This is a genomic window from Tsukamurella ocularis (assembly GCF_965138335.1).
Taxonomy (GTDB): domain Bacteria; phylum Actinomycetota; class Actinomycetes; order Mycobacteriales; family Mycobacteriaceae; genus Tsukamurella; species Tsukamurella ocularis_A.
Genome location: NZ_CBCSDV010000021.1, coordinates 55,560 through 77,922, shown reverse-complemented (window position 1 = coordinate 77,922; position 22,363 = coordinate 55,560). Strand labels below are relative to the sequence as shown.

At 71.1% G+C, this 22,363-nt stretch carries 19 protein-coding genes; 7 read left to right on the top strand and 12 right to left on the bottom strand.

Annotated elements, in window-relative coordinates:
- Positions 1-393: 393 nt before the first annotated feature.
- The 6 genes from ACNAYW_RS18080 to ACNAYW_RS18055 all read right to left on the bottom strand — a co-directional run bounded on the left by ACNAYW_RS18080 (position 394) and on the right by ACNAYW_RS18055 (position 7,129).
- Positions 394-1,158, bottom strand: a complete 765-nt coding sequence (locus tag ACNAYW_RS18080) for a class II aldolase/adducin family protein (RefSeq protein WP_415851046.1) — start codon at positions 1,156-1,158, stop codon at positions 394-396.
- Between the two features lie 153 nt (positions 1,159-1,311).
- Positions 1,312-2,859 carry a bifunctional phosphoribosylaminoimidazolecarboxamide formyltransferase/IMP cyclohydrolase gene (gene purH, locus ACNAYW_RS18075; protein ID WP_415851043.1) on the bottom strand — a complete coding sequence of 516 codons (1,548 nt, stop codon included), beginning with the start codon at positions 2,857-2,859 and terminating at the stop codon, positions 1,312-1,314.
- A complete protein-coding gene (gene purN / locus ACNAYW_RS18070; RefSeq protein WP_415851045.1) occupies positions 2,860-3,471 on the bottom strand; it encodes a phosphoribosylglycinamide formyltransferase in 612 nt (203 codons plus the stop codon).
- Positions 3,472-3,551: 80 nt separating this feature from the next.
- Positions 3,552-5,012 carry a cell division protein PerM gene (locus ACNAYW_RS18065; RefSeq protein WP_415851042.1) on the bottom strand — a complete coding sequence of 487 codons (1,461 nt, stop codon included), beginning with the start codon at positions 5,010-5,012 and terminating at the stop codon, positions 3,552-3,554.
- 58 nt (positions 5,013-5,070) lie between these two features.
- Positions 5,071-6,174, bottom strand: coding sequence for a DUF5336 domain-containing protein (locus ACNAYW_RS18060; protein WP_415851041.1), 1,104 nt, complete (start codon positions 6,172-6,174; stop codon positions 5,071-5,073).
- A gap of 88 nt (positions 6,175-6,262) precedes the next feature.
- Positions 6,263-7,129: a LysR family transcriptional regulator gene (locus tag ACNAYW_RS18055; RefSeq protein ID WP_415851040.1), complete on the bottom strand. Its 867-nt coding sequence runs from the start codon at positions 7,127-7,129 to the stop codon at positions 6,263-6,265.
- Positions 7,130-7,206: 77 nt separating this feature from the next.
- Here ACNAYW_RS18055 and ACNAYW_RS18050 point away from each other — a divergent pair, with 77 nt between their 5' ends.
- The gene (locus tag ACNAYW_RS18050) at positions 7,207-8,421 is read left to right on the top strand and encodes an MFS transporter (RefSeq protein ID WP_415851039.1); all 1,215 of its coding nucleotides are present in this window, start codon (positions 7,207-7,209) and stop codon (positions 8,419-8,421) included.
- An 82-nt stretch (positions 8,422-8,503) separates the two neighbouring features.
- Here the strand turns inward: ACNAYW_RS18050 and sucD are convergent, their stop codons facing one another.
- Positions 8,504-9,406: a succinate--CoA ligase subunit alpha gene (sucD, locus tag ACNAYW_RS18045; protein ID WP_068524209.1), complete on the bottom strand. Its 903-nt coding sequence runs from the start codon at positions 9,404-9,406 to the stop codon at positions 8,504-8,506.
- A 16-nt stretch (positions 9,407-9,422) separates the two neighbouring features.
- Positions 9,423-10,586: an ADP-forming succinate--CoA ligase subunit beta gene (gene sucC, locus ACNAYW_RS18040; RefSeq protein ID WP_415851038.1), complete on the bottom strand. Its 1,164-nt coding sequence runs from the start codon at positions 10,584-10,586 to the stop codon at positions 9,423-9,425.
- A gap of 273 nt (positions 10,587-10,859) precedes the next feature.
- On the opposite strand from sucC, the gene ACNAYW_RS18035 reads away from it, so the two are divergent.
- The 5 genes from ACNAYW_RS18035 to ACNAYW_RS18015 all read left to right on the top strand — a co-directional run bounded on the left by ACNAYW_RS18035 (position 10,860) and on the right by ACNAYW_RS18015 (position 15,023).
- Entirely contained in the window at positions 10,860-11,648 is a 789-nt protein-coding gene (locus tag ACNAYW_RS18035) for an LppX_LprAFG lipoprotein (RefSeq protein ID WP_415851037.1), read from the top strand.
- A gap of 43 nt (positions 11,649-11,691) precedes the next feature.
- Positions 11,692-12,072 (top strand): DUF4189 domain-containing protein, encoded by a 381-nt coding sequence (locus ACNAYW_RS18030; RefSeq protein ID WP_415851036.1) that lies wholly within the window; start codon positions 11,692-11,694, stop codon positions 12,070-12,072.
- Between the two features lie 132 nt (positions 12,073-12,204).
- On the top strand, positions 12,205-12,882 hold the full coding sequence (locus ACNAYW_RS18025; RefSeq protein ID WP_415851035.1) for a DNA-binding protein: 678 nt from the start codon (positions 12,205-12,207) through the stop codon (positions 12,880-12,882).
- On the top strand, positions 12,879-13,634 hold the full coding sequence (locus ACNAYW_RS18020) for a hypothetical protein (protein ID WP_415851034.1): 756 nt from the start codon (positions 12,879-12,881) through the stop codon (positions 13,632-13,634). Before ACNAYW_RS18025 ends, ACNAYW_RS18020 begins: the two co-directional genes overlap by 4 nt.
- Positions 13,635-13,868: 234 nt before the next feature.
- Complete coding sequence (locus ACNAYW_RS18015) at positions 13,869-15,023, top strand: endo-1,4-beta-xylanase (protein ID WP_415851033.1); 1,155 nt, start codon at positions 13,869-13,871, stop codon at positions 15,021-15,023.
- Positions 15,024-15,044: 21 nt separating this feature from the next.
- Here the strand turns inward: ACNAYW_RS18015 and ACNAYW_RS18010 are convergent, their stop codons facing one another.
- Both ACNAYW_RS18010 and ACNAYW_RS18005 read right to left on the bottom strand, forming a co-directional pair.
- The gene (locus ACNAYW_RS18010; protein ID WP_415851032.1) at positions 15,045-16,217 is read right to left on the bottom strand and encodes a DUF7373 family lipoprotein; all 1,173 of its coding nucleotides are present in this window, start codon (positions 16,215-16,217) and stop codon (positions 15,045-15,047) included.
- A gap of 16 nt (positions 16,218-16,233) precedes the next feature.
- Complete coding sequence (locus ACNAYW_RS18005; RefSeq protein WP_415851031.1) at positions 16,234-17,412, bottom strand: DUF7373 family lipoprotein; 1,179 nt, start codon at positions 17,410-17,412, stop codon at positions 16,234-16,236.
- A gap of 205 nt (positions 17,413-17,617) precedes the next feature.
- Between ACNAYW_RS18005 and ACNAYW_RS18000 the strand changes: the two genes are divergently transcribed.
- The gene (locus tag ACNAYW_RS18000) at positions 17,618-18,853 is read left to right on the top strand and encodes a DUF7373 family lipoprotein (protein WP_415851030.1); all 1,236 of its coding nucleotides are present in this window, start codon (positions 17,618-17,620) and stop codon (positions 18,851-18,853) included.
- Here the strand turns inward: ACNAYW_RS18000 and ACNAYW_RS17995 are convergent, their stop codons facing one another.
- Entirely contained in the window at positions 18,854-20,716 is a 1,863-nt protein-coding gene (locus ACNAYW_RS17995; RefSeq protein ID WP_415851029.1) for an acetoacetate--CoA ligase, read from the bottom strand.
- Between the two features lie 4 nt (positions 20,717-20,720).
- Positions 20,721-22,346, bottom strand: a complete 1,626-nt coding sequence (locus ACNAYW_RS17990) for an AMP-binding protein (protein ID WP_415851028.1) — start codon at positions 22,344-22,346, stop codon at positions 20,721-20,723.
- Positions 22,347-22,363 lie beyond the last annotated feature (17 nt).

Below are 22,363 nucleotides of genomic sequence, written 5' to 3'. Positions count from 1 at the left end.
GTTATGCAGCGGGCGGCGGNGCNGCGGGCGGCGGAAGATAGTCGCTCGCGCGAGCTATGCGCCCGCTGCATAACCTCTGACCTGCATGAACGGCGATCAGCTATGCGCCGACCGCATAGCCTCCCGGCACGCGACCGCCCCGAGGCCTCTCCTCGATCACCGACGTCCCCCACGCAAGCGTCAACTTCCCCCACGCCGCGTCGCCGCGCACGCCGAGGGCACGGCCTACGCGCGCACGGTTTATGCGGCGCGCGCATAACACGACCAGAAATCAGCAGGTCAGACCCCATGCTCGGCACGCATGGCTTCTCTGCGAGGTCCACGACGCCTTACCGGCGCCGCGGCGCCGGGCCACCCTGAGCCAGGGCGGGCCCCGGCCGCCCGCGGAGCGGCCTAATCGAAGACGTCGGGCGACGTGGCGACGGTCTGCTCCCACAGCGGACGGAACTGGAACCAGCCGGCGAGGTCGCTGCCGACCTGCGAACGGGTCAACAGGGCGGTCTCGTGGTCGATCGACTGCGGCGTACCGGCGGCCATCGCGAGCAGCTGCGCCTGGCAGGAGCGCTCCATGGTGACGAACCACCAGGCGGCCGACGATACCGACCCACCGACGGTGATGAGCCCGTGGTTCTTGAGGATCGCCGCCTTGTGATCGCCGATGGCGGCCGCGACCCGCTTGCCCTCGACGGTCTCGTTCACCACGCCGGCGTAATCGTCGTAGATGCCGTGGTCCTCGTAGAACGCGCACGCGTCCTGCGTGAGCGGCGCCAACGGGATGCCCAGCGACGAGAAGGACTTCCCGTGCACCGAGTGCGCGTGCGCGGCGGCCACGGCGTCGGGCCGGGCGTCGTGCACCTGCGCGTGGATCACGAAGGCGGCCCGGTTCACGGGCCGCCGGCCGTGCACCACGACGCCGTTGTGGTCCACGCAGATCAGATCGGAGACGCGGATCCGATGGAAGCTCATGCCGAACGGGTTCACCCAGAACAGGCCCGGATCCCCGGGGTCGCGGGCGGTGATGTGCCCCGCCACGCCCTCGGAGAAGCCCAGCCGGCCGAACACGCGGAAGGCCACGGCCAGGTCGCGCTTGCGTTGCTCGCGCTCCTCGTCCACCGACAGCCCCATCGGCGGCAGCGGCAGCTCCGCGTTCTCGGGCATCGGCCCGACGGCGGCCTCGAGCAGCGGTAGGACTTCGGGCGGCACCTGCATCGACATCTCCTCCGGGCGATCGTCGCGGGCACGACGAAGGGGCGGGAACGGCGAACGCCCCCGGGGCAATGATTCACCCCGGAGGCGCTCGCCACGCACGGATCAGTGGAAGAAGTGGCGCGTCCCGGTGAAGTACATCGTCACGCTGGCCTCGGCGGCCGCCTCGACGACCTCCTTGTCACGGATGGAGCCGCCGGGCTGCACGATCGCCTTCACGCCCGCGTCGATGAGGATCTGCGGGCCGTCGGGGAACGGGAAGAAGGCGTCCGAGGCCGCCACCGAGCCGAGTACGCGATCGCCCGCGCGGGTCACGGCCAGCTGCGCCGAGTCGACGCGGTTGACCTGCCCCATGCCCACGCCCACCGACGCACCGCGGGAGGCGAGCAGGATCGCGTTCGACTTCACGGCACGGCAGGCGCGCCAGGCGAACTCGAGATCGGCGAGCGTCGCCTCGTCGGCGGGCTCGCCCGCGGCCAGCGTCCACTCGTCGGGCGAATCGCCCGCGGCGTCGATGGCGTCGGACTGCTGCACCAGCAGGCCGCCGGTGATCTGCTTGATCTCGGTGCCGAGCACGGGCGGCTCGGCGAGCAGCACGCGGATGTTCTTCTTGCGCTGCAGGACCGCGACGGCGCCGTCGGCGTAGGCGGGCGCGATGATGACCTCGGTGAAGATCTCCGAGACCTGCTCGGCCATCTCCAGGCTGACTTCGCGGTTGGCGGCGATCACGCCGCCGTAGGCGGAGACGGGGTCGCACGCGTGCGCCTTGCGATGCGCCTGGGCGACGTCCTTGCCGATGGCGATGCCGCACGGGTTGGCGTGCTTGATGATCGCGACGGCCGGCTCGTGGAAGTCGTACGCGGCGCGCCAGGCGGCGTCGCCGTCGGTGTAGTTGTTGTAGCTCATCTCCTTGCCGTGCAGCTGCTGCGCCTGCGCCAGCCCGGACTTCGCGCCGCCCACGTAGAGCGCCGCGCCCTGGTGCGGGTTCTCGCCGTAGCGGAGCACGGCCTCGCGGGTCCAGGTGCCGCCCATCCACGACGGGAACGTCTGGTCGGGCTCGGGCGCCACGACGCTCGTCATGTACGAGGCGACGGCCACGTCGTAGTCGGCGGTGTGCCGGAAGGCCTTCGCGGCGAACGCCTTGCGCTGCTCCAGCGAGAAGCCCAGACGCGCGCTGTCGATCACGGAGCCGTAGTCGTCGGGCGAGACCACCACGGCCACCGACGGGTGGTTCTTGGCGGCGGCGCGCACCATCGACGGTCCGCCGATGTCGATCTGCTCGATGCACTCGTCCTCCGAGGCGCCGGAGGCGACCGTGTCGGTGAACGGGTAGAGGTTCACCACGACCAGCTCGAACTTCTTCACGTCCAGCTCGCGCAGCTGCTCGAGGTGCTCGGGCAGGCGGGTGTCGGCGAGGATGCCGGCGTGGATCTTCGGGTGCAGGGTCTTCACCCGGCCGTCGAGGCACTCGGGGAAGCCGGTGACGTCCTCGACGCGGGTCACGGCGACGCCGGCGTCGGCGATGGTGCGCGCGGTCGAGCCGGTCGAGACGATCTCGACGCCCGCCTGGGCCAGGCCGGTGGCCAGCTCCACCAGGCCCGACTTGTCGTACACGCTGATGAGCGCGCGCTTGATCGGGATGTTGCTGCTCATTTAAATGGTGACCTTTCGTCCATCCACGCGATAGCCCTGGCGGGCGACTGCGGCGACGACCTCTGTCAGAAGCCGGCGCTCAACGACCTTGATCCGTTCGTGCAGGGTCTCCTCGGTGTCCCCCGGCTGCACCGCGACCGCTTCCTGCGCGAGGATCGGTCCGGTGTCGAGCCCCGCGTCCACGAGATGCACGGTGGAGCCGGTGAGTTTGACTCCGTGCGCGAGGGCGGCGGGAACGGCGTGGGCGCCCGGGAAGGCGGGCAGCAGCGCGGGGTGCGCGTTGATGACGCGGCCCCCGAACGCGGCGAGGAAGGCGGGGCCGAGGATCTTCATGAAGCCGGCCGCGACCACCAGGTGCGGCTCCAGCTCGGCGACGGCGGCGGTGAGCGCCTCGTCCCAGGCCGCCCGGTCCTCGTAGGCCCGCACGGGCACCTCGGCGGACTCGACGCCGGCGTCCGCGGCGATCTCCAGGGCGCGGCAGGTCCGGTCCGCGACGACGCCGACGACGGATCCGGGGTAGCCGGGTTCCGCCGCCGCCGCGAGGAGCGCCTCGAGCAGCGAACCGGTGCCGGACGCCAGCACGACGATCCGGGCGGGCGCGCACGGCGGCACGACCGTGGGGCTGGGCGTGGTCAGGATGCACTCCAAAGCAGAGGGACGATTCGGCAACAGCCTAGCGTCGCGCCCGTGTGCTACTGCCCGAAGGTGTAGCTGTCGAGTTCCTCGATGTCTGCTATGTCGCGCTCACGCTTCGTCGCCGCCGGTCCGACGGCCTGCCGGGGCTCGGGGCGCGCGGCCGGCCGCACCTCCTCGGTGGGCTGATCGGCGAGGGCGTCGAAGTCCCCGGTATCGGCGGCGTCGTCCTCGGGTTCGGACCGGTCGTCGTCGTGGTCGCCGCGCTCCGCGGGCTCGATCTCCACGGTCACGCCGTCGTCGATCACGTCCGCCTCGTCGGCGTAGGTGGTGTAGCCCGACGGTGCCTCCCCCTCGGCCCGGCGCGCGGCGCGCACGGCGCGGGATTCGCCCGCCTGCTGCAGCACCAGCGCGGCGAGCACGCCGACGAGGCCGACCCAGCCGAGCGTGAAGCCGAAGACCTGGAGCAGGTCGGCGCCGGCGTAGCCGAAGCCGCCGAGCTCGCCGCCGGCGAGGAACGCGGCGGCCGCGAAACCGGTCGCGGTGAGCGCCGCGGTCGCGGCGACGGCGGTCACCGTGGGCCCGAGGTCGAGGGACCGGGCGGCGCACCGTCGGCCCACCCGCACCGCCACGAAGGCCGGCACGGCGAGCAGGGGCAGGAGGTACCAGGGCGACGGGCCCTGCGGCAGCACCGCGAGGATCGGGATCCCGGGCGCGCGACCCGGGACGGCGGAGAAGACGCTCATCGAGATCGGGCCGAGGTCGACGGTCGCGCCGAGCGGCAGCGCGGCGGCGGCGATGACCGCGTTGGGCAGGTACAGCAGCGAGAGCAGCACCAGCGAGATCATGCCGACGGCGTCGTTGCCGGAGCGCACCAGCTCGAAGACGGTCTCCCAGCGGATCACGAGGCGGACCACCACGATGGCCAGGCCGACGGCGCCGAAGGTGAGCAGCGCGCGGCCGGCGAGGCGAGCGCAGTCGTCGACCCAGGCGGGGATGCGGAGGAAGCGGGCGACGTCGCGCCAGTACGCGGGCGCGAGGCCGACCAGGGCCGCGCCGAAGTGCACCGCCACGGTGGCGACGAAGGCGGTGAGCGGCGGCGGCGTGCCGATGGTGTACCGCCCGGCGGCGTCGTTGACGACGGCCAGCGCGATGGCGGTGAAGAGGGCGGGGCCGGCGATGGCGCAGAGCAGGACGGAGCGCAGGTCCACGAGCGGGCGACCCTCGCCGCCGGCGCGGCGCGCGGCCCGGGCGACGCCGACGACCAGCGCGATCGTGGGGATCAGGGGCAGCACGCCGAGGGTGATGTCGCTGATGGTGACCGGCACCTGGTGCACGGCCAGCCAGAGTCCGGCGACGGTCGGGGCGATGGCCCCGAGCCCCGTCGACGTGGTGAGCAGGACCGCCACGCCCACCAGCAGGGTGGACGCGAGGGTCACGAGCGACGGCCCGAAGGCCATCACGAACAGCGGCCGGGTCTCGCTCGGGCCCGGCCCGGCGGCGCGCGCTGAGTCGATCATCTTCACCACTGTGACATCGCAGTGGCCGATGGTGGCTCAGGCGCGCCGCAGGCGGGGACTACTGCCCCTGCGGCTTGTTCTCGTCGTCCGACGAATGCGAGCCGTGCTGCGGGGTGGACGGGGCGCCGAAGGCCTGCGTGCCGGCCGACGAGGCCTGGCCGAAGGCGGTGGTCACCTCGTCGCCGCCGCCGGAGGCCGAGGCGCCCGGGTTCGACGGAAAGCCCGTGGTGGCCGGGGCCGCGGGGGTCGACGGCGTGGAGGCCGGGGCCTGGTAGCCCGACGAGGCCGGCGCCTGGTAGCCGCCGTACGAGGGCCACTGCGACTGCGCGGCCTGCTGCTCCTGCTGCGCGGGCGCGGCCGGGACGGCCGGGTTCGACGGGGCGGACGTCGCCTCCGTCGCGGCCGGCGCGGCGGCGGCGGTCGCGGTCGCATCCGTGGCGGCGGTCTCCGCGGCGGCGGGGTTCTTCACGATGCCGGCGTCGACCAGCACCAGGACGACCGCGGCGGCCGCGGTGAACAGCGCGAAGACGAACGCGATCCAGAAGCCGTACGCGAGATCGGTCCAGGTGAAGACGCCGAAGAGCAGCGAGACGAACGCGCCGAGCGCCAGCGCGGCGGCCGGCGTGCGGCCGGTGTTGCCGCGGGAGACCAGGCTCAGGCCCGCCGAGATGCCGGCGACGAGGGCCAGGGTGAGGCCGATCAGCGCGCTGTGCTCGAAGCCGTTCACGCTGACGGTGGCCGTCCCCATGCCGAACTCGCGCTCCGCGAACGTGAGGAAGCCGAGGAGGAAGGTGATGACGCCCAGGGCGGCGGTGGCGATGGACAGCACGAGCGCCAGGTCGAGCGGCTTCGACGGCGCGGCGGGCGCCTGCTGGTAGCCGCCGCCGTACTGCTGGCCGTAGCCCTGCTGCTGCGGGTAGCCCTGGCCGTACCCCTGCTGGCCGTACCCCTGCTGGGAGTAGTCGGGCTGCTGGCCGTAGCCCTGCTGCGCGGGCTGACCGTAGCCGCCCTGCTGCGCCGGCTGGCCGTAGCCGCCCTGCTGCCCGGGCTGGGCCGGCTGCCCGTACCCCTGCTGGCCGTAGCCCTGCTGCGAGTAATCCGGCTGCTGCCCGTAGCCCCCCTGGCCCGGCTGCTGCCCGTACCCTCCACCTGAGTAGGTCATGTTCTTCTCCCCGAAGGTCGACGCGGCTCCGCACGGAGCCAGTACGCCACCACCCTATACACGGAGTCCGACGTCAACCGGATTCAACTCATTGAGTGTGATGGTCCATGACAGTCAAGAGCGCCCTGGCCGCGGGGCTCAGGAGCTTCGAGTGCACGAGCAGTTGGGAGCGGGTGGGACCGTCGACGAGCGGCACGACGGCGAGCCCGGCACCGTCGGGCACCGTCTCCCGCGCGGCCGTCCCGACGCACAGCCCCGCGGCGATCAGCTCGAGCATGGTCTCGGACCGGTCCACCTCGAAGGCGACGGTGCGCCGCACCCCGGCGCGCTCGAAGGCCAGGTCCGATTCGGCGCGACCGGCGCCGCCCGCGGGGTAGTCGGCGAACGGGCGGTCGGCGGCCGCGGCGAGGGTGAGCGGACCGTCGACCCGCTCGGCCTCGGGCACGACGAGGACCAGGTGGTCGACGGCGAGCCGCCGGGCCACGACGCCCGCGGTGGAGAAGCCGTCCGGGACGCCGAGCAGCGCCAGGTCGACGGTGCCGGTGCGCACGTCCTCGATGAGATGCTCGCTCGCGCCGCTGCGCAGGCGGACGGTCGCCTCGGGGTAGGCGGCGCGATAGGCGCGCAGGACGCCGACCACGTCGAAGGCGGTGAAGGTGGGGATCATCCCGACGGTGACGGTGCCCCGGACCCCGCCGAGCGTCGCCGCCACCTCGTCGGCCGCGCGCTCGGTGGCGGCGAGTGCCGCCCGGGCCTGCGGTAGGAAGGCCTCGCCCGCCCTGGTGAGCCGGACGGAGCGGTTGGTGCGGTCGAACAGGCGCGCGCCGAGCTCCTTCTCGAGCGCGGCGACGCGGTGACTCAGGGCCGATTGCACCACGTGGCACCGCTCCGCAGCGCGGGTGAAGTTCAACGTCTCCGACACCGCGATCACGTACCGCAGTTGCTGCAGCTCCATCGACCATCTCCAAATCAGATCATTCGATCGAAATCATACGTTGGACGCATGATGCTGCGCCGCCCACACTGGACGACATGACCACCACGACGACGCCCGCCGCGACGGCCGCGCCCGGCCTGCTCCGCCTGATGGCCCTGGCGACCGGGCTGTCCGTCGCGGGCAACTACCTGGCACATCCGATCCTGGGCCTGCTGCAGGAGCGCCTCGGCATGTCCGAGACCGCGGCCGGGATGCTGGTCACCGTGGCGCAAGCGGGCTACGCCGTCGGCCTGCTCCTGCTCGTGCCGATGGCCGACGCGGTCCGTCGCCGCCCGCTGGCGCTGGCCCTGCTGCTCGTCACGGCGGCCGCGCTCGTCGTTGCGGGCTCCGCACCGTCGGGCGGGGTGCTGCTGGTCGCGGCGACCGTCGCCGCGGTCACGTCGGTCGGCGCGCAGGTGATCGTGCCCTACGCCGCGGAACTCGCCGGGCCGGAGCACCAGGCCCGCGCGGTCGGCATCGTGATGAGCGGACTCGTGCTGGGCACCGTCGTGAGCCGGTTCCTCTCCGGCGTGCTCTCGGACCTGGCCGGTTGGCGCGCCCCGTACCTCGTGCTCGCCGCGCTGCTGGTGGCCGTCACCGCGCTGCTGGCCCGGGCCCTCCCCCGCCACGATCCGGGCCGGCCGGGCCTGACCCCGTCGGGTTACCGGGCGCTGCTGGTCTCGATGGCCGGCCTGGTGCGCGAGCTGCCCGTGCTGCGCCTGCGCGCGGTGCTGATCGGCCTCGCGCTCGGCTCGTTCATGGTGCAGGGCGCAGCGGTGACCTTCCTGCTCGCCGGACCGCGGTTCGGCTGGGCGCCCGCGGCGATCGGCTCCATCGGCCTGCTCGGGGCGGTCGGCGCGCTGTCGGGCCCGACCATCGGCAGGTTCGTGGACCGCGGCCACGGCGCGGTGCTCACCGCCGGCGGACTCGGCCTGCAGGCGGCGGCGTGGCTGCTCATGATCCCCGCCGGCGGCGCGATCGGCCTGCCCGCGCTGATCGTGGGCCTGGCGCTGATGGGCATCGGTCAGCAGGCGGCCCTGAATTCGTCGCAGGCGGTGGTCTTCTCGCTGCGACCGGAGGCGCGCGGGCGCATCAACGCGGTCTTCATGGGCACGTTCTTCCTCGGCGGCACGCTGGGTTCCGCGGCGACGGCCGCGCTGTGGCCGCTCGCCGGTTGGACCGGGGCGTGCCTGCTGGGCGCCGGCCTCGCGGCCGCGGCGCTCGTGCTGTACCTCGCGTTCCGGGGCGTCGAGCGCGCACCGTCGGCCTAGGGCCCGGCACCGTCGGCCCGAGAGAACGGGACGACCCCGCCTCCCTGACAGGAGACGGGGTCGTGGACCGAATGTGCTGGTGTTACAGCGACTGCAGGATCTCGCGGGCGAGAGCGGCGGTCTCGGACGGGGTCTTGCCCACCTTGACGCCGGCGGCCTCGAGGGCCTCCTTCTTCGCGGCGGCCGTGCCCGAGGAGCCGGAGACGATGGCGCCGGCGTGGCCCATCGTCTTGCCCTCGGGAGCGGTGAAGCCGGCCACGTAGCCCACGACGGGCTTGGTGACGTTGGCCTGGATGTACGCCGCGGCGCGCTCCTCGGCATCGCCGCCGATCTCGCCGATCATCACGATGACCTTGGTCTCGGGGTCCTTCTCGAAGGCCTCGATGGCGTCGATGTGCGTGGTGCCGATGACCGGGTCGCCGCCGATGCCGATGGCGGTCGAGAAGCCGAAATCACGCAGCTCGTACATCATCTGGTAGGTCAGCGTGCCCGACTTCGACACGAGGCCGACGGGGCCGGTGCCGGTGATGTTGGCCGGGGTGATGCCGACGAGCGCCTCGCCCGGGGTGATGATGCCGGGGCAGTTCGGGCCGATGATGCGGGTCTTCTGACCCTTCTCCACGTTGTAGGCCCAGGCGTACGCCGAGTCCTGCACGGGGATGCCCTCGGTGATGACCACCAGGAGCGGGATCTCGGCATCGATGGCCTCGACGATGGCGTCCTTGGAGAACGCCGGCGGCACGAAGGCGATCGAGGTGTCGGCGCCGGTCTTCTCCATGGCCTCGGCGACGGAGCCGAAGACGGGGAGCTCGATGTCGTTGCCGTCCTTGTCGACGTGCTTGACGGTGGTGCCCGCCTTGCGCGCGTTCACGCCGCCCACGACGTTCGTGCCGGCCTTGAGCATCAGCGCGGTGTGCTTGGTGCCCTCGCCGCCGGTGATGCCCTGGACGATGACCTTGTTGTCCTTGGTCAGGAAGATAGCCATTTTTCTGTTGTCTCCCTTACTTGTTCGCCAGCTCGGCGGCCTTGTCGGCGCCTTCGTCCATGGTCTGCGCGAGCGTCACCAGCGGGTGGTTGAACTCGGCCAGGATCGCCCGGCCCTCCTCCACCTTGTTGCCGTCGAGGCGCACGACGAGCGGCTTGTTGGCCTCATCGCCGAGGGTCTTGAGGGCGCCGACGATGCCGTTGGCGACCGCGTCGCACGCGGTGATGCCGCCGAAGACGTTGACGAACACGCTCTTGACCTGCTCGTCGCCGAGGATGACGTCGAGGCCGGCGGCCATGACCTCGGCCGAGGCGCCGCCGCCGATGTCGAGGAAGTTGGCGGGCTTGACGCCGCCGTGGTTCTCACCGGCGTAGGCGACCACGTCGAGGGTCGACATGACCAGGCCCGCACCGTTGCCGATGACGCCGACCTGACCGTCGAGCTTGACGTAGTTGAGGTCGTTCTCCTTGGCCTTGAGCTCGAGCGGGTCGGTGGACCCGGCGTCGGCGAAGGCCTCGTGGTCCTTGTGGCGGAAGTCGGCGTTCTCGTCGAGGCTGACCTTGCCGTCCAGCGCGAGGATCTGGTCGTCCGGGGTGCGGACGAGCGGGTTGACCTCGACCAGGGTGGCGTCCTCGCCGACGAAGACCTCCCACAGCTTCTGGATGGTCACGGCCGCGGCGTCGAGCACCTCGGCGGGCAGCTTGCCGGCCTCGGCGATCGCGCGGGCGGTGGCCAGGTCGACGCCCTTGGTCGCGTCCACGGCGATCTTCGCCAGCGCGTCCGGGTTCTCCTCGGCGGTGACCTCGATCTCCACGCCGCCCTCGACCGAGCACATGGCCAGGTAGGTGCGGTTGGCGCGGTCGAGCAGGAAGGAGATGTAGTACTCCTCGGCGATGTCGCTCGCCTCGGCCACCAGCAGCTTCTTGACGACGTGACCCTTGATGTCCAGGCCCAGGATGGCCTCGGCGTTGGCCTGCGCCGCATCGGCGTCGGCGGAGTACTTCACGCCGCCGGCCTTGCCGCGGCCACCCACCTTGACCTGCGCCTTGACCATCACCGGCTTGCCGATTTCCTCGGCGATCGCGCGGGCGTCGGCGACATTGTCCGTCACGCGGCCGGCCGAGGTAGGCACGCCGTGCTTGACGAACAGTTCCTTCGCTTGGTATTCGAAGAGATCCATCAGCTCACCATCTGTCTGGTTACTCGGTCCACCCGCATTCTTCACGGGTCCGGGGTCGACTCTATGCCTCCGCGAATCCGCCCGGGCGGCGACCCTTGTTGAATGACGTATCTCACTTGACCTGCGGTTATCAGGTTCCGCAACCTACCCGCCGGTAAGTTTTGGATCCGCCCAGGCACAGGGACACGCGGAGAGCGCTTCAGGCGACTGCAAGCGCCGGTTAAGCCTCGGCGTCGAAGCTCCTTCCATTCCCACCGAAGGAGAACCCCACCCATGAAGCGCACATCCCGCCCCGCCCTCATCGCGGCCTCGGCAGCCGTCGCGCTGAGCATCGCGCTCACCGGCTGCTCCGACAAGGGCACGTCGACGACCGGCTCGGACACGCCCGCCGCCTCGGCGAGCAGCTCGGACACCGACGCGTCCGCGCTCGTCAAGTCCGCCTCCGAGGCGGCCAAGCAGGTCACGAGCACCCACTTCTCCGTCGAGGTGGACGGCAAGGTGCAGGGCCTCCCCCTCTCCAAGGTCGACGGTGACCTCCAGGTCAAGCCCTCGACGCAGGCGCAGGGGACGGCGGTGATCCAGCCGGGCAACGCCGAAGGCAAGTTCACCTACATCGACGGCCACATGTACGCCTCGCTCTACGGCGACAAGTACGCGGACTACGGCGACGGCGCGTCGATCTACGACGTCGCGGCGCTCTTCGACGAGGCCAAGGGCATCCCCAACATCCTGTCGAAGGTCACGGGTGCGAAGGTCGCGGGCACCGAGACGATCGACGGCCGGCAGACGACGAAGATCACCGGCACCGTGCCCGCCACCGAGATCGCCACGATCTCCGGCTCCCGCGTCGACCCGGCGAAGAGCGTCCCCGTGCCCACCACGCTGTGGATCCAGAGCTCCGGCGACAAGCAGCTCGTCCGCATCCAGGTCAAGCCGTCGACCGAGGGCAGCATCACCCTGACGTTCTCGAAGTGGGGCGAGAAGGTGTCGGTCACCAAGCCCGACGTCACGCCCGTCGAGACCACCAGCAACCCGGGGCCGGGCGAGGGCCTCCCCGGCTGATCGTCGTCACCCCACTCCCCCGATTTTCCTGAAAGGCACCACCATGAAGCGCTTCACCACGAAGGCGTTCGTCGCCGCCATCGCCACCGCGAGCGTCGCGGGCGGTGTGCAGATCGCCGCCGCCCCCGCCGCCAACGCCGCGGTCAACTTCGGCGCGATCGCGGTCGCCAGCAACGGCGCCACCGGCCGGTCCTGGGACTACGCGAGCCCCGGCGCCGCGGAACGCGCTGCGCTCGGCTCGTGCGGCTACGCCAGCTGCAAGGTGCTGGCGTCCTTCTCCAACGGCTGCGGCGCCGTCGCGCAGAAGCCGGGCTGGTTCCAGGGCGGCACGGGCCGCTCGATCCGCGCCGCGCAGTCCAGCGCCCTCACCCGCAACGGCGGCGGCCGGATCCTGGTGTGGCAGTGCACCTCGGGTCACCTCTGATCCGGACCCGGTAGGCCGGAGGGCGGCATCGTCGGATCCGACGGTGCCGCCCTCCGGCGGTAGCGCGTGCTCGGCGCCCGCCGTCTACTACTGCTTATTGCGTAAATAGGTCTTCTGCGAGACCATTTATGCATGAGTGAGATGTCCGTATCGGCCGCGGCGCAGCACCTCAAGGTGACGCCGCGCCAGGTCGCGCGGCTCGCACGCTCGGGTGAGCTGACCGTGACGCGGCGTGTCGGCGGAGCTTTGCTGCTCGACGGAGCCTCTGTGCACCGTCGTGCGCACGCTCGACCGGCCCGCGGACGGCCGGCGACACCGGCGGGCGCCTGGGCGGCGCTCGCGATGCTCTCCGGAGAGACCGCGGACTGGCTGGATCCCGCAGCGTTGTCACGACTGCGCGCGCGCCTTCGGCGTAGTTGCGCGGAGGACGTGGCCTGGACGGTCCGCCGACGCTCTCTGCGCATCGAACGGATGCAGGGCTGGGGCGACGCGACAGGACTCATTCCTACCGGAGCGAGCGTGCTGACCGACCCGTACTGGAGCGACTATTTCGAGCTATCGGCGGTGGACCGCGGAACCCACGACGGGTACGTGCCGCAGAAGAAGTACGCCGCGACCATCCGCGACCTCGGTCTCATCGAGGATCCGGAAGGCGACTTCACCATCCGGGTGGTGCCGGCCAGCGCGGGATGGCCGGTGGACCGCGTTCTGCCGGCGGCTGTCGCGGTCGATCTGATGGAGTCGCTCGACACCCGCGAGGCGGCCGCTGGCAATCTTGCGCTGACGCGCATGCTCGGCAGGGTCTCGTGACCGAGCCGGTGGAGCGGCCGCGGTGGCGGGTCAGCGCCCCTGCCGGTGGATGGCCGCCGCCGTGGCCACAGGTCGTCGAGCTCGTCCGCGTGATACCGCACGAGAAGTGGACGCTGATCGGAGGGCTGATGGTGCAACTGCACGCAGCCCACGCAGGAATGCAGCTCACACGCCCCACTGTCGACGTCGACATGGTGCTGCACATCGAGACCGGAGCAGCGACCTGGTCAGGCGTGCGCGAGCAGCTCGAGGAACTCGGCTACGTTCTCCATGAGCCCGTCGGCGACGGCCCGGTGCATCGATTCAACCGCGGCAAACAGCAGGTCGACGTGATGGTCGCAGACCATGCAGCGCCGAGCCTGCAGCCCAGCGTTATGCGGCGACCGGTGTTCGCCGTGCCCGGAGGTACGTCCGCGCTGCGCAAGACCGTCAACTGCGAGATCAAGACCGATGACGGCGGCATCGTCGTCAGCGTCCCGGACGTCCTCGGCGCCCTGGTTCTCAAGGGCGCCGCCTACAAGTCGGACAACCGCGACCGCGACCGCCACCTCGACGACGCCGCGGTACTCGCCTGCGCCGCGGACAATCCGGTGCGTGACCGCGATCGCATGATCGGTGGCGACCGATCCCGCATCCAACACCTCTGGGCGGCATTGGAAGATCCCACCCACCGAGCCTGGATCGCACCAGGGGAGCGGTGGGCTCGCCGCGGCCGAGCAGCCCTGCAGGTCCTGGCGGTCGACCCGAACTGACCACCGCCGCGGCATAGTGGACCCTTCTCGATCCGCCTGCATGTCCACTGCAACGCAGTGCAAGCACGCCCCCTGTCCCCCACGCTCTCCCGGGTTGCCCTCCAGGTTGGCGCACGCACAGCTGGCGCAACAGGCGATCTCGGCGGAGTACCTGATCAACACGGCGGCCGGCGAGAACTGAACCCGGGTTCTCGGAGGCGGCCCGCCCCTTCGGTTCTCGGTACCCTCGCAGGAGTGACACCCAGAACGCTCCTGCTCGGCCTCGTCGCCGTGGCCCTCGCCGTCGCGGGGTGCGTCGCCGCGCCGGAGGTGGCGGGTCCGGCACCGTCGACGTCCGACAGTGCGTGTCCGCTCCCCACGCCCGCCCTGCGGGAACTCGCCGCGGCGCAGGGAAAGACGATCGGCACGGCCTACCGCTCCACGTTCGCCACGGGCGACCCCTGCTACGAGGAGATCGCCGGCCGCGAATTCGGTTCGCTGACCACGGAGATCGGCACGATGACGAACACCGTCGCGCCCGAGGCCGGCCGGTTCGACTTCCGCGAGGCCGATGCCGTTGCGGATCTCGCGCAGCGGAAGCGGCAGGACTTCCAGATCCACTCCCTGATCTGGGATCCCCTCGATCAGCAGGGCTGGGGCATCGTACCCGGCCATGTGCGGGCGATGCCGGATCCGCAGCGGCACCGGTTCATGACCGACCTCGTCGCGCGGGTGGTGCAGCGGTACGCGGGCCGCGCGAGTGCGGTGACCGTGGTCAACGAGCCCTTCGATCAGCGCGGTGCGTTGCAGCAGAACACGTGGTGGCGAACGACTTCCGGCGATCGGTACATCGTGGACGCCTTCCGCGCCGCCCGCCTGGCGGCGCCGTCGATGAAGCTGTACCTCAACGAGCACAGCGCGGAGACGGTGAGCGAGAAGTCGACCGCGCTGCTCGCGCTGGCGCGGAAGCTGCGCGCCGAGACCGTCGAGGTGACCGTCGACGGCCGGACTGAGCGGCGACCGCTGCTCGACGGCATCGGCTTCCAGGCGCACATGCTCGGCGGCGCGGACCAGCAGCCGAGCACCGAGGACATGCGGAAGAACCTGCGCCGCTTCACCGACCTCGGCCTCGACGTCCGCTTCACCGAAGTGGACGTGCGGATCCCGACGGACCGGGGCCGCGCCGCCGACGCCGACCTGGAGCGGCAGGCGCGGGTGTATTCGACGATGGCGGGCCTGTGCCGCGAGCTGAGCCGCTGCACCGGGATGACGGTGTGGGGCTTCACCGATCGCCGCTCGTGGATCACCGACTACCCGGAGACCTTCTCCGGCTACGGCAGCGCCAACCTGCTCGACCGCGACTACCACCCCAAGCCCGCCTGGGAGGCGCTGCGCTCCGCGTTCCGCTGATCGCCGGTCTGTCTTTCGGCGCTACGGCGCCTTCCGGAGGAGCAGGTACCCGGCGGAGGTCACCTGCCGCGCCAGTGTCGCCTGGCGGCTGGAGAACGTGGACACGTATCGGCCGACGGGCACCGCGCACGACGTGTCGTCGACGTCGGTCAGCGCACTCTGGTGGTACGTCCAGCACTGCGCATCCGCCAGCCCGTCGATCACGAGCCGGCGGGCCCGCTGCTGCCGCTGCCAGGACGCCGCCAGGCCGGCCGCGAGACGCGTCGCGCCGGCCGCGTCCCGTGCGCGATAGACGACGTTGCGGCCCGTGCCGACCAGGTCCACACCCACCTCGTCGAACAGGCTCGCGGAGGTCGCCGGGTTGGATTCCCAGTGCAGCTGGGCGGCACGGCCGCGGAACCCGTCGTAGGACCGGAAGGTTCCCGACTCGATGGGTTCGGGCGTCACGGTGTGGCTGACGATCGAATCCTGGTCCGGTGCCAGGCCGTCCAATTCGGCCAGGCCCGGTCCCGAGTAGTCCTGGAGCTTCGCGATCTGCATCTGCAGCGCCTTCGCCACCCTCGCCCTGGACGTGGTCTCGTCGATCGCCCAGGGAATCGCGATGATCAACGTCGGCCCCGCTGCCGCGTACGCGGTGAACACGATCCGTTTCCGGCCGGCGACGGGCGCTTCCCGCCGGACGGCCCAGTCGGTGCGCCCGTCCACCACCTCGGTGGCGCCGCCCTCGGCGCGGAAGTCGTCGACGGCGCCGCGGGCGGCAGCGTCGTCCGCCATGCGAATGCCGAGCATGAGGACGCCCTCCTCCACGCCGTCCCCCGGCGCCCACCGCTCCGACACGAAACCGTAGACGATGCCGCGGCGTCCGACGCGTTGCGCATCGGCATCCCCCAGCGGGTCTTTCAGGTTCGACGCCTGAACGACCGCGCGGACCGAGAGATCGCCCGCCCTGGTGAACCGGGGGTCGACGTCCGTCGGCAGAAGGAGGCGCTCCGCCAGCCGGTTCGCCGCGAGCACCCTGCGCTGCGCCGCGGACGCGGTGACCGTTCGCGGTTCGGTCGAGAGGCCGCCCGTGTCGAGGGCGAGGGCGGGCGCGCTCGAGTCGGGGATCGGCGTCCCGTCGACGACGGTGCCGCAGCCCGCGACGAGCACACCGGTGACAGCGAGGGCAACGGCGCGCACGGAACGGTTTCGCATGACTTCTCTCGTCGACTCACGGGTTGCGGGTGAGGACCACCCATTGGGCCGAGGCCAACTGCTGCGCCTCGGTCAGATCGGGGCTGGTCGCCTGGGCGTAGTAGCGGCCGACCGCCATCTGGCAGTCGACCTGTTTCGCCCGGTCGTCCTTGAAGCACACGACCTTTCCCGACAGCCCCGCGGGATCAGTCATGGGTTGCGCCTTCCGCTTCTGCACGACCTGATCGAACAATCTCTTCGCCGCCGCGGCGTCCCGCGCACGCATCACCTTCCCGTAGTTCCACCCCATGAGGTCCACACCCGCCTCGCGCAGGAGCGGCACCAGCGAGTGGTCCGCGAGCCGCCGCTCGTACATCGGCGGCGTGAGCAGACCGATGAACCGCCGATCCGTATCCGACTCCGCCGACACCCCCACCGCCCGGGCCAGAACCCCCTCCCGGTCCAGCGGCAGGTTCCCGACGTCCGTCTCGGGCGTCGGCCGGAAGTCCTGCAACTCCCGAAGCTGTTCGACGACGATCCGGTCGGCGAGCGCGATCGATTCCGGGAGCGACGGCCCTTTCGCGCGGACGTGCAGCAGGAGCACGCCGACCTGCCGGAACAGGTCGACCGCTCCCGACTCGAACTCCGCCGCCACCCCGTCCGGCGTCGAGGGCAGGACCACCGCCGGCCGATCCGACAACATCGAGCGCGTCGAGAACATCTGCGTCCCCGCGTCGCTGTCCGTGGCGTAGCGGTACAACCCGATCCGCACTTCCTTCGTCGCACCGTCGGCGCGGTCGGCGCGGGCGAGCGCCACGCCGACCTTCGACCCGGAAAGAAGGTTCAGGCCTTCCGGGAGGCTCTGTGACTCGAAGGAGGCGAGCGTGGGCACCGCGTCGATCCCCGTGACCGGACGGGTCAGGGTCGGGTCGACGTCCGAGGGCAGGACGATCGCCGCGATCATCCTGTTCCCCTCCGTCACCCACGCGGAATCGGCGTCCCCCTGCTTGGGCGCGTACAGATCCGGCGAGTAGTCGCCCGTGTCGACCCCGGGCGGCAGCGGGACGGCCGACGACCGGTTCACGCTCGTCGCGGCGGTACCCATCCCCGGCACGGTCGTGGCGCAGCCGGAGGCCAGGGTGACGGCGGCGATGGCGCCGGCGCAGCGCAGGGCGAACCGCGGCCGAATCACCCGGCGCGTCCGAAATGTTCGCATGAAGAACATTGTCCATCACGCGGGGCGGGAGGGCGATGCCCCGCGGCCTGCGGCGCAACCGCCGGTTAAGCGCGGGAGAAGCACCCAGCCGGGCCACGGTTGCGATTCGAACACGAAACGCCGGCTCCGCGGGTGATGCTGCGCGCAGGACCGGATACTCGATGTGTCCGAGTTCGGGGGGACGATCATGGGCACACGCACCCGCATGACCGCAGCAGTCGCCACCACGCTGGTCGGCGCGCTGCTCACGGCCTGCTCCACCGTGGTGGCGGGCACGCCGGTCGCCGAGACCACCGTCTCGACGGTGGACTCGGGGAACTTCCCGACGACGCCGCGCACCGTGACCGCGCAGTCCGCCGCCGACGCCTGGCAGCAGGAGGGAATGATCCTCGCGGACGCCGTCATCGCCCCGTCCGACATCGACCCCGCGCTGACGGCACTGGTCTCGGACGAGTTCGAGGGCGCCGGCGGCCCCCTGCTCAGGATCGGCCAGGTCATCGAGCGGGACAGCGCGCGGGGCGTACCGACCGGCGGGATCCCGCCGGCCAAGGCCGCACACCTGGAACTGAACACCAAGTTCGACGTGGGGTTCATGAGCACCGCCGGCGACTCGGCGACCGCGCCGCGGATGCAGCTCTCGGCGGCCCTCCTCCGCTTCTCCACGGATGCGGGCGCCGAGAAGGCGATGACCACGCTCCGGGCGGACACACCCGCACCCGACGCGCTCGCGCGGATGCTCGCGCGGATCCCCGGCGCCGTCCTGGTGTCGAGCACGAGCGCGCGCGGGCTGACCAAGACCGCCGTCGCGGCGCCGGTGAACAACCTGGTCGCCCTCGTGTGGGCGACCACCCGCGGCACCGACAGCGTGGAGCCGGCGATCCGCGGGCTCACCGCGCAACTGGAGCGGGCCACGACCTATCGCCCGTCGATCGCGCTCTCCAGCGTCGCGATACCGGCCGTCCCGATGGACCGGGACGGCATCATGTCGCGCACGCTCGTTTCGCAGAACGACGACCAGAACAAGACCCGGACCGCCTACGGCCTGTCGGGCGGTGTCGAACTCGGCGACGGCTATTTCACCGCGCGCACGGCGTACCTGATCAACCGCAATCCGGGATGGCTGCGCGTGGCCACCCGCAACGGAATCGATCTCATCGGCAAGACGAACCGCACGACGGTGCTGCGCGCCCGGGACCGGGCGTCGGCGAAGGTCTACCTGGTCGAGGTCCGCGTCGATCCCGGGGCGACCCAGGCGTACGAGGTGCCCGGGCTGCCCCGCGACGAGGCGCAGTGCGTCCACGACTCCGTGCTCACCAAGCCCTACACCTGCTACGCCACCGTCGGGCGGTACGTCCTCCAGGCGGACTCGACCACCCTCGAGCTCGCCCGCCAGGCGATCTCGGCCACGTACGTGATCAACAAGGCCGTCGGCGAGAACTGATCACCAGGCGTGCGCGCGGCCCTGCTCCTCGTACCAGCCGAGCAGCTCCGGATCGTCGACGGACTTCGGGTCGACGTTCACGTCGCGTCCGGCGAGCATCCCGGTCACCGGGATCTCCAGCTTCTTCCCGGTCTTGGTGTGCGGGATGCCGGGCGCGAGGATCACCTCGTCGGGCACGTGGCGCGGCGAGAGCCGGGCGCGCACGTCGGCGCGGATGCGTTGCACAAGTTCGTCCGTCAGCTCCGCGCCGGGGACGAGGGTGAGGAACATCGGCATCCAGTACTTCGCGTCGGGCCCGTCGACCCCGACGACCATCGCCTCCGCCACCTCCGGGACGCCCTCGACGACCTCGTAGATGTCGGCGGAGCCCATGCGGATGCCGTTGCGGTTCAACGTCGCGTCGCTGCGCCCGTGGATGGTGATCGACCCGCGGTCCGTCAGCTCCACCCAGTCGCCGTGCCGCCACAGGTTCGGGGCGATACCGTCGGTCCACTCGTGCTCGAAGTACGCGGCCCGGTACTTCACATCACCGGGATCGTTCCAGAAGTTCGTGGGCATCGACGGCATCGGCACGGTGATCACCATCTCGCCGACCTCGCCGATCAGCGGGGTGCGGTCCGGCGCCCACGCCTCCAGCGCACACCCCAGGTACCGCACCGTCAGCTCGCCGGGCACGTGCGGCACCGAGGCGGTGCCGCCGCAGAAGGCGCTGCACACGTCCGTGCCGCCCGAGACGGAGCTCACCGGCAGCCCTGCGGCGACGTGCTCGTCCACCCACGTGAACAGGTCCGGAGCCAGCGGCGAACCGGTGCTGCCGATCGTCTTCAGCACCAACGCGTGGTCGGTGCCCGGGTTCAGGCCGGCCTTGCGCGAGGCCTGCAGCTGGCCGGGACTGGTGCCGAAGAAGGTGACCTGCTCGTCCTCGCACACCTGCCACAGCCGGTCGGCCGTCGGGGCCAGCGGGTGCCCCGAGAAGGTGACGATCGTCGCGCCCACCAACAGCCCGGCGACCTGGTAGTTCCACATCATCCAGGAGAGCGCGGTGTGCCAGAAGAAGACGTCGCCCGGACCGATCTCGTTGTGCAGGCCCAGCACCTTCACGTGCTCGACGACGATGCCGCCGTGGCCCTGCACGATGCCCTTCGGCTTCCCCGTCGTGCCCGAGGAGAAGAGCACCCACAGCGGGTGATCGAACGGCACCTGGACGGGCTTCAGCTCGGGGGTGCCCGGGCCCGGCTCCGGCAGCTCCGTGATCACGTGCGAGGCCGGTACCCCCAGCAGCCCGGCGAGCTCGGCGGTGTCGGCGCGCTTGTCGACGTGCTTCTCGCCGAACGCGTAGCCGTCGCGGGCGAAGAGCACCTTCGGCTCCAACTGCGCCATCCGGCCGGCCGCGCCCTCCGGCGCGTAGTCCTGGCCGCAGCCCGACCAGACGGCGCCGATCGACGCCGTCGCGAGGAAGGCCAGCACCGCGAAGGGCTCGTCCGGCAAGTAGGCCGCGACGGTGTCGCCCACACCGACACCCAGCGAGCGCAGCAGCTCCGCGACGGCCGACACCCGCGCCGGCAGCTCCGACCACGGGATCTCCACCCGCGCACCGTCGTCCGACAGGCCGACGATCGCGTTGCCCGGCTGGTCCGCGAACCGCAGCACGCGGTCGACGTAGTTCAGCTGTACCTCGGGGAACCAGCGGGCGCCGGGCATCTCCCGCGCCGCCAGCACGGGGCCGGTCCGCTCACCGAGCTCGAAGAAGTCCCAGACCGCGCCCCAGAACGCCTCGGGCTCGGACACGGACCACTGGTACACGGCGTCGTAGTCCCCCGTGGGGAGGCCGGCGGTCTCTGCGAAGCGATCGATCGAATGCACCCCGTCAGCCTTCCAGACCGAGCAGCGTCACGGACTCTTCTCGCATCTGCACCTTGCGGATCTTTCCCGATACCGTCATAGGGAAGGCCGATACCACGTGCACGTAACGCGGGATCTTGTGCCGCGCGATCTTGCCGTCCGCGAAGGCCCGGAGGTCGTCGACGGTGAAGGAGTCCACGCCCTCGCGGAGCTGGATCCAGGCCATCAGCTCCTCGCCGTACTTCTCGTCGGGCACGCCGATCACCTGCGCGTCGAGGATGTCCGGGTGCGTGTAGAGGAACTCCTCGATCTCGCGCGGGTAGATGTTCTCGCCGCCGCGGATCACCATGTCCTTGATCCGGCCGGTGACCCGCACGTAGCCGTTCTCGTCCATCGTCGCGAGGTCGCCGGTGTGCATCCAGCCGTCGGCGTCGATCGCCTCCGCGGTCTTCTCCTCGTTGTTCCAGTAGCCCTTCATCACGGAATAGCCGCGGGTACACAGTTCCCCGACCTCGCCGCGGGGCATCACGGTGCCGTCGATCGGGTCGACCACCTGGATCTGGAGGTGCGGCCCCACCCGCCCGACGGTGCCGACGCGCAGCTCGAGCGCATCGTCGACGCGCGTCTGGGTCGAGACGGGCGAGGTCTCCGTCATGCCGTAGCAGATCGAGACCTCGGTCATGCCCATCCGGTCGACCACCTTGCGCATGACCTCCTCCGGGCACGGGGAGCCGGCCATGATGCCGGTGCGCAGGCTGGAGAGGTCGTACGCGTCGAAGCCGGCGAGCGCCAGCTCGGCGATGAACATGGTGGGCACGCCGTAGAGGCTGGTGCACTTCTCGGCGGCGACGGCGGCCAGCGCGTCCTCGGGCACGAACGCGGGCCCGGGGATCACCATGGCGGCGCCGTGGGTGATGGCCGCGAGATTGCCCATCACCATGCCGAAGCAGTGGTAGAAGGGCACGGGAATGCAGATCGAGTCCTGCTCGGTGTAGTTCAGCAGCTCCCCCACGAGGAAGCCGTTGTTGAGGATGTTGCCGTGGGTGAGAGTGGCGCCTTTGGGGAATCCCGTCGTGCCCGAGGTGTACTGGATGTTGATCGGGTCGTCGGCGCGCAGCTCGTCGCCGAGGTCCGCGAGGGCGTCGAGCTCCGCATCCGACGGTGCCGCCAGGTACGCCTCCCACTCGGGCGAGCCGAAGGTGACCACATCGCGCAGCGCGGGCGCCTCGGACCGCGCGGCCTCCAGCATCGCGGCGTACTCGGAGGTCTTGAAGCTCGTCATCGTGTAGACCGCGACGATGCCCGACTGGTTCAGCGCGTACTCCAGCTCGCGCTGCCGGTAGGAGGGGTTGAGATTGACCAGGATGACGCCGGCCAGAGCCGTGCCGAACTGCACGATCACCCACTCCGGCGTGTTGGGCGCCCACACGCCCACGCGATCGCCGCGGCGGATCCCGCTGCGCAGCAGGCCCGCCGCGAAGGCGCGGGAGTCGGCGAGCAGCTCGGCGTAGGTCCAGCGGCGTCCCGACGGCACGTCGACGAGCGCGGTGCGCTCGCCGAACCGGTCGGTGGTCATCTCGAGCTGGGCGCCGATCGTGGCGGTGAGCAGGGCGGGCTCGGCCTCGCCGCGATCGTAGGACGGGGTGGTCATCTCTTCACTCCTACTGA

What these genes read in the sequence shown, in the direction of transcription:
- ACNAYW_RS18025 (WP_415851035.1), top strand. Translation starts at nt 12,205, where the DNA reads ATGAGTGAGATGTCCGTATCGGCCGCGGCGCAGCACCTCAAGGTGACG.
- ACNAYW_RS18080 (WP_415851046.1), bottom strand. Translation starts at nt 1,158, where the DNA reads ATGCCCGAGAACGCGGAGCTGCCGCTGCCGCCGATGGGGCTGTCGGTG.
- ACNAYW_RS18030 (WP_415851036.1), top strand. Translation starts at nt 11,692, where the DNA reads ATGAAGCGCTTCACCACGAAGGCGTTCGTCGCCGCCATCGCCACCGCG.
- ACNAYW_RS18060 (WP_415851041.1), bottom strand. Translation starts at nt 6,174, where the DNA reads ATGACCTACTCAGGTGGAGGGTACGGGCAGCAGCCGGGCCAGGGGGGC.
- purH (WP_415851043.1), bottom strand. Translation starts at nt 2,859, where the DNA reads ATGAGCAGCAACATCCCGATCAAGCGCGCGCTCATCAGCGTGTACGAC.
- sucD (WP_068524209.1), bottom strand. Translation starts at nt 9,406, where the DNA reads ATGGCTATCTTCCTGACCAAGGACAACAAGGTCATCGTCCAGGGCATC.
- sucC (WP_415851038.1), bottom strand. Translation starts at nt 10,586, where the DNA reads ATGGATCTCTTCGAATACCAAGCGAAGGAACTGTTCGTCAAGCACGGC.
- ACNAYW_RS17990 (WP_415851028.1), bottom strand. Translation starts at nt 22,346, where the DNA reads ATGACCACCCCGTCCTACGATCGCGGCGAGGCCGAGCCCGCCCTGCTC.
- ACNAYW_RS18065 (WP_415851042.1), bottom strand. Translation starts at nt 5,012, where the DNA reads ATGATCGACTCAGCGCGCGCCGCCGGGCCGGGCCCGAGCGAGACCCGG.
- ACNAYW_RS18050 (WP_415851039.1), top strand. Translation starts at nt 7,207, where the DNA reads ATGACCACCACGACGACGCCCGCCGCGACGGCCGCGCCCGGCCTGCTC.
- ACNAYW_RS18035 (WP_415851037.1), top strand. Translation starts at nt 10,860, where the DNA reads ATGAAGCGCACATCCCGCCCCGCCCTCATCGCGGCCTCGGCAGCCGTC.
- ACNAYW_RS18055 (WP_415851040.1), bottom strand. Translation starts at nt 7,129, where the DNA reads ATGGAGCTGCAGCAACTGCGGTACGTGATCGCGGTGTCGGAGACGTTG.
- ACNAYW_RS18010 (WP_415851032.1), bottom strand. Translation starts at nt 16,217, where the DNA reads ATGCGAAACCGTTCCGTGCGCGCCGTTGCCCTCGCTGTCACCGGTGTG.
- ACNAYW_RS18005 (WP_415851031.1), bottom strand. Translation starts at nt 17,412, where the DNA reads ATGCGAACATTTCGGACGCGCCGGGTGATTCGGCCGCGGTTCGCCCTG.
- ACNAYW_RS18000 (WP_415851030.1), top strand. Translation starts at nt 17,618, where the DNA reads ATGACCGCAGCAGTCGCCACCACGCTGGTCGGCGCGCTGCTCACGGCC.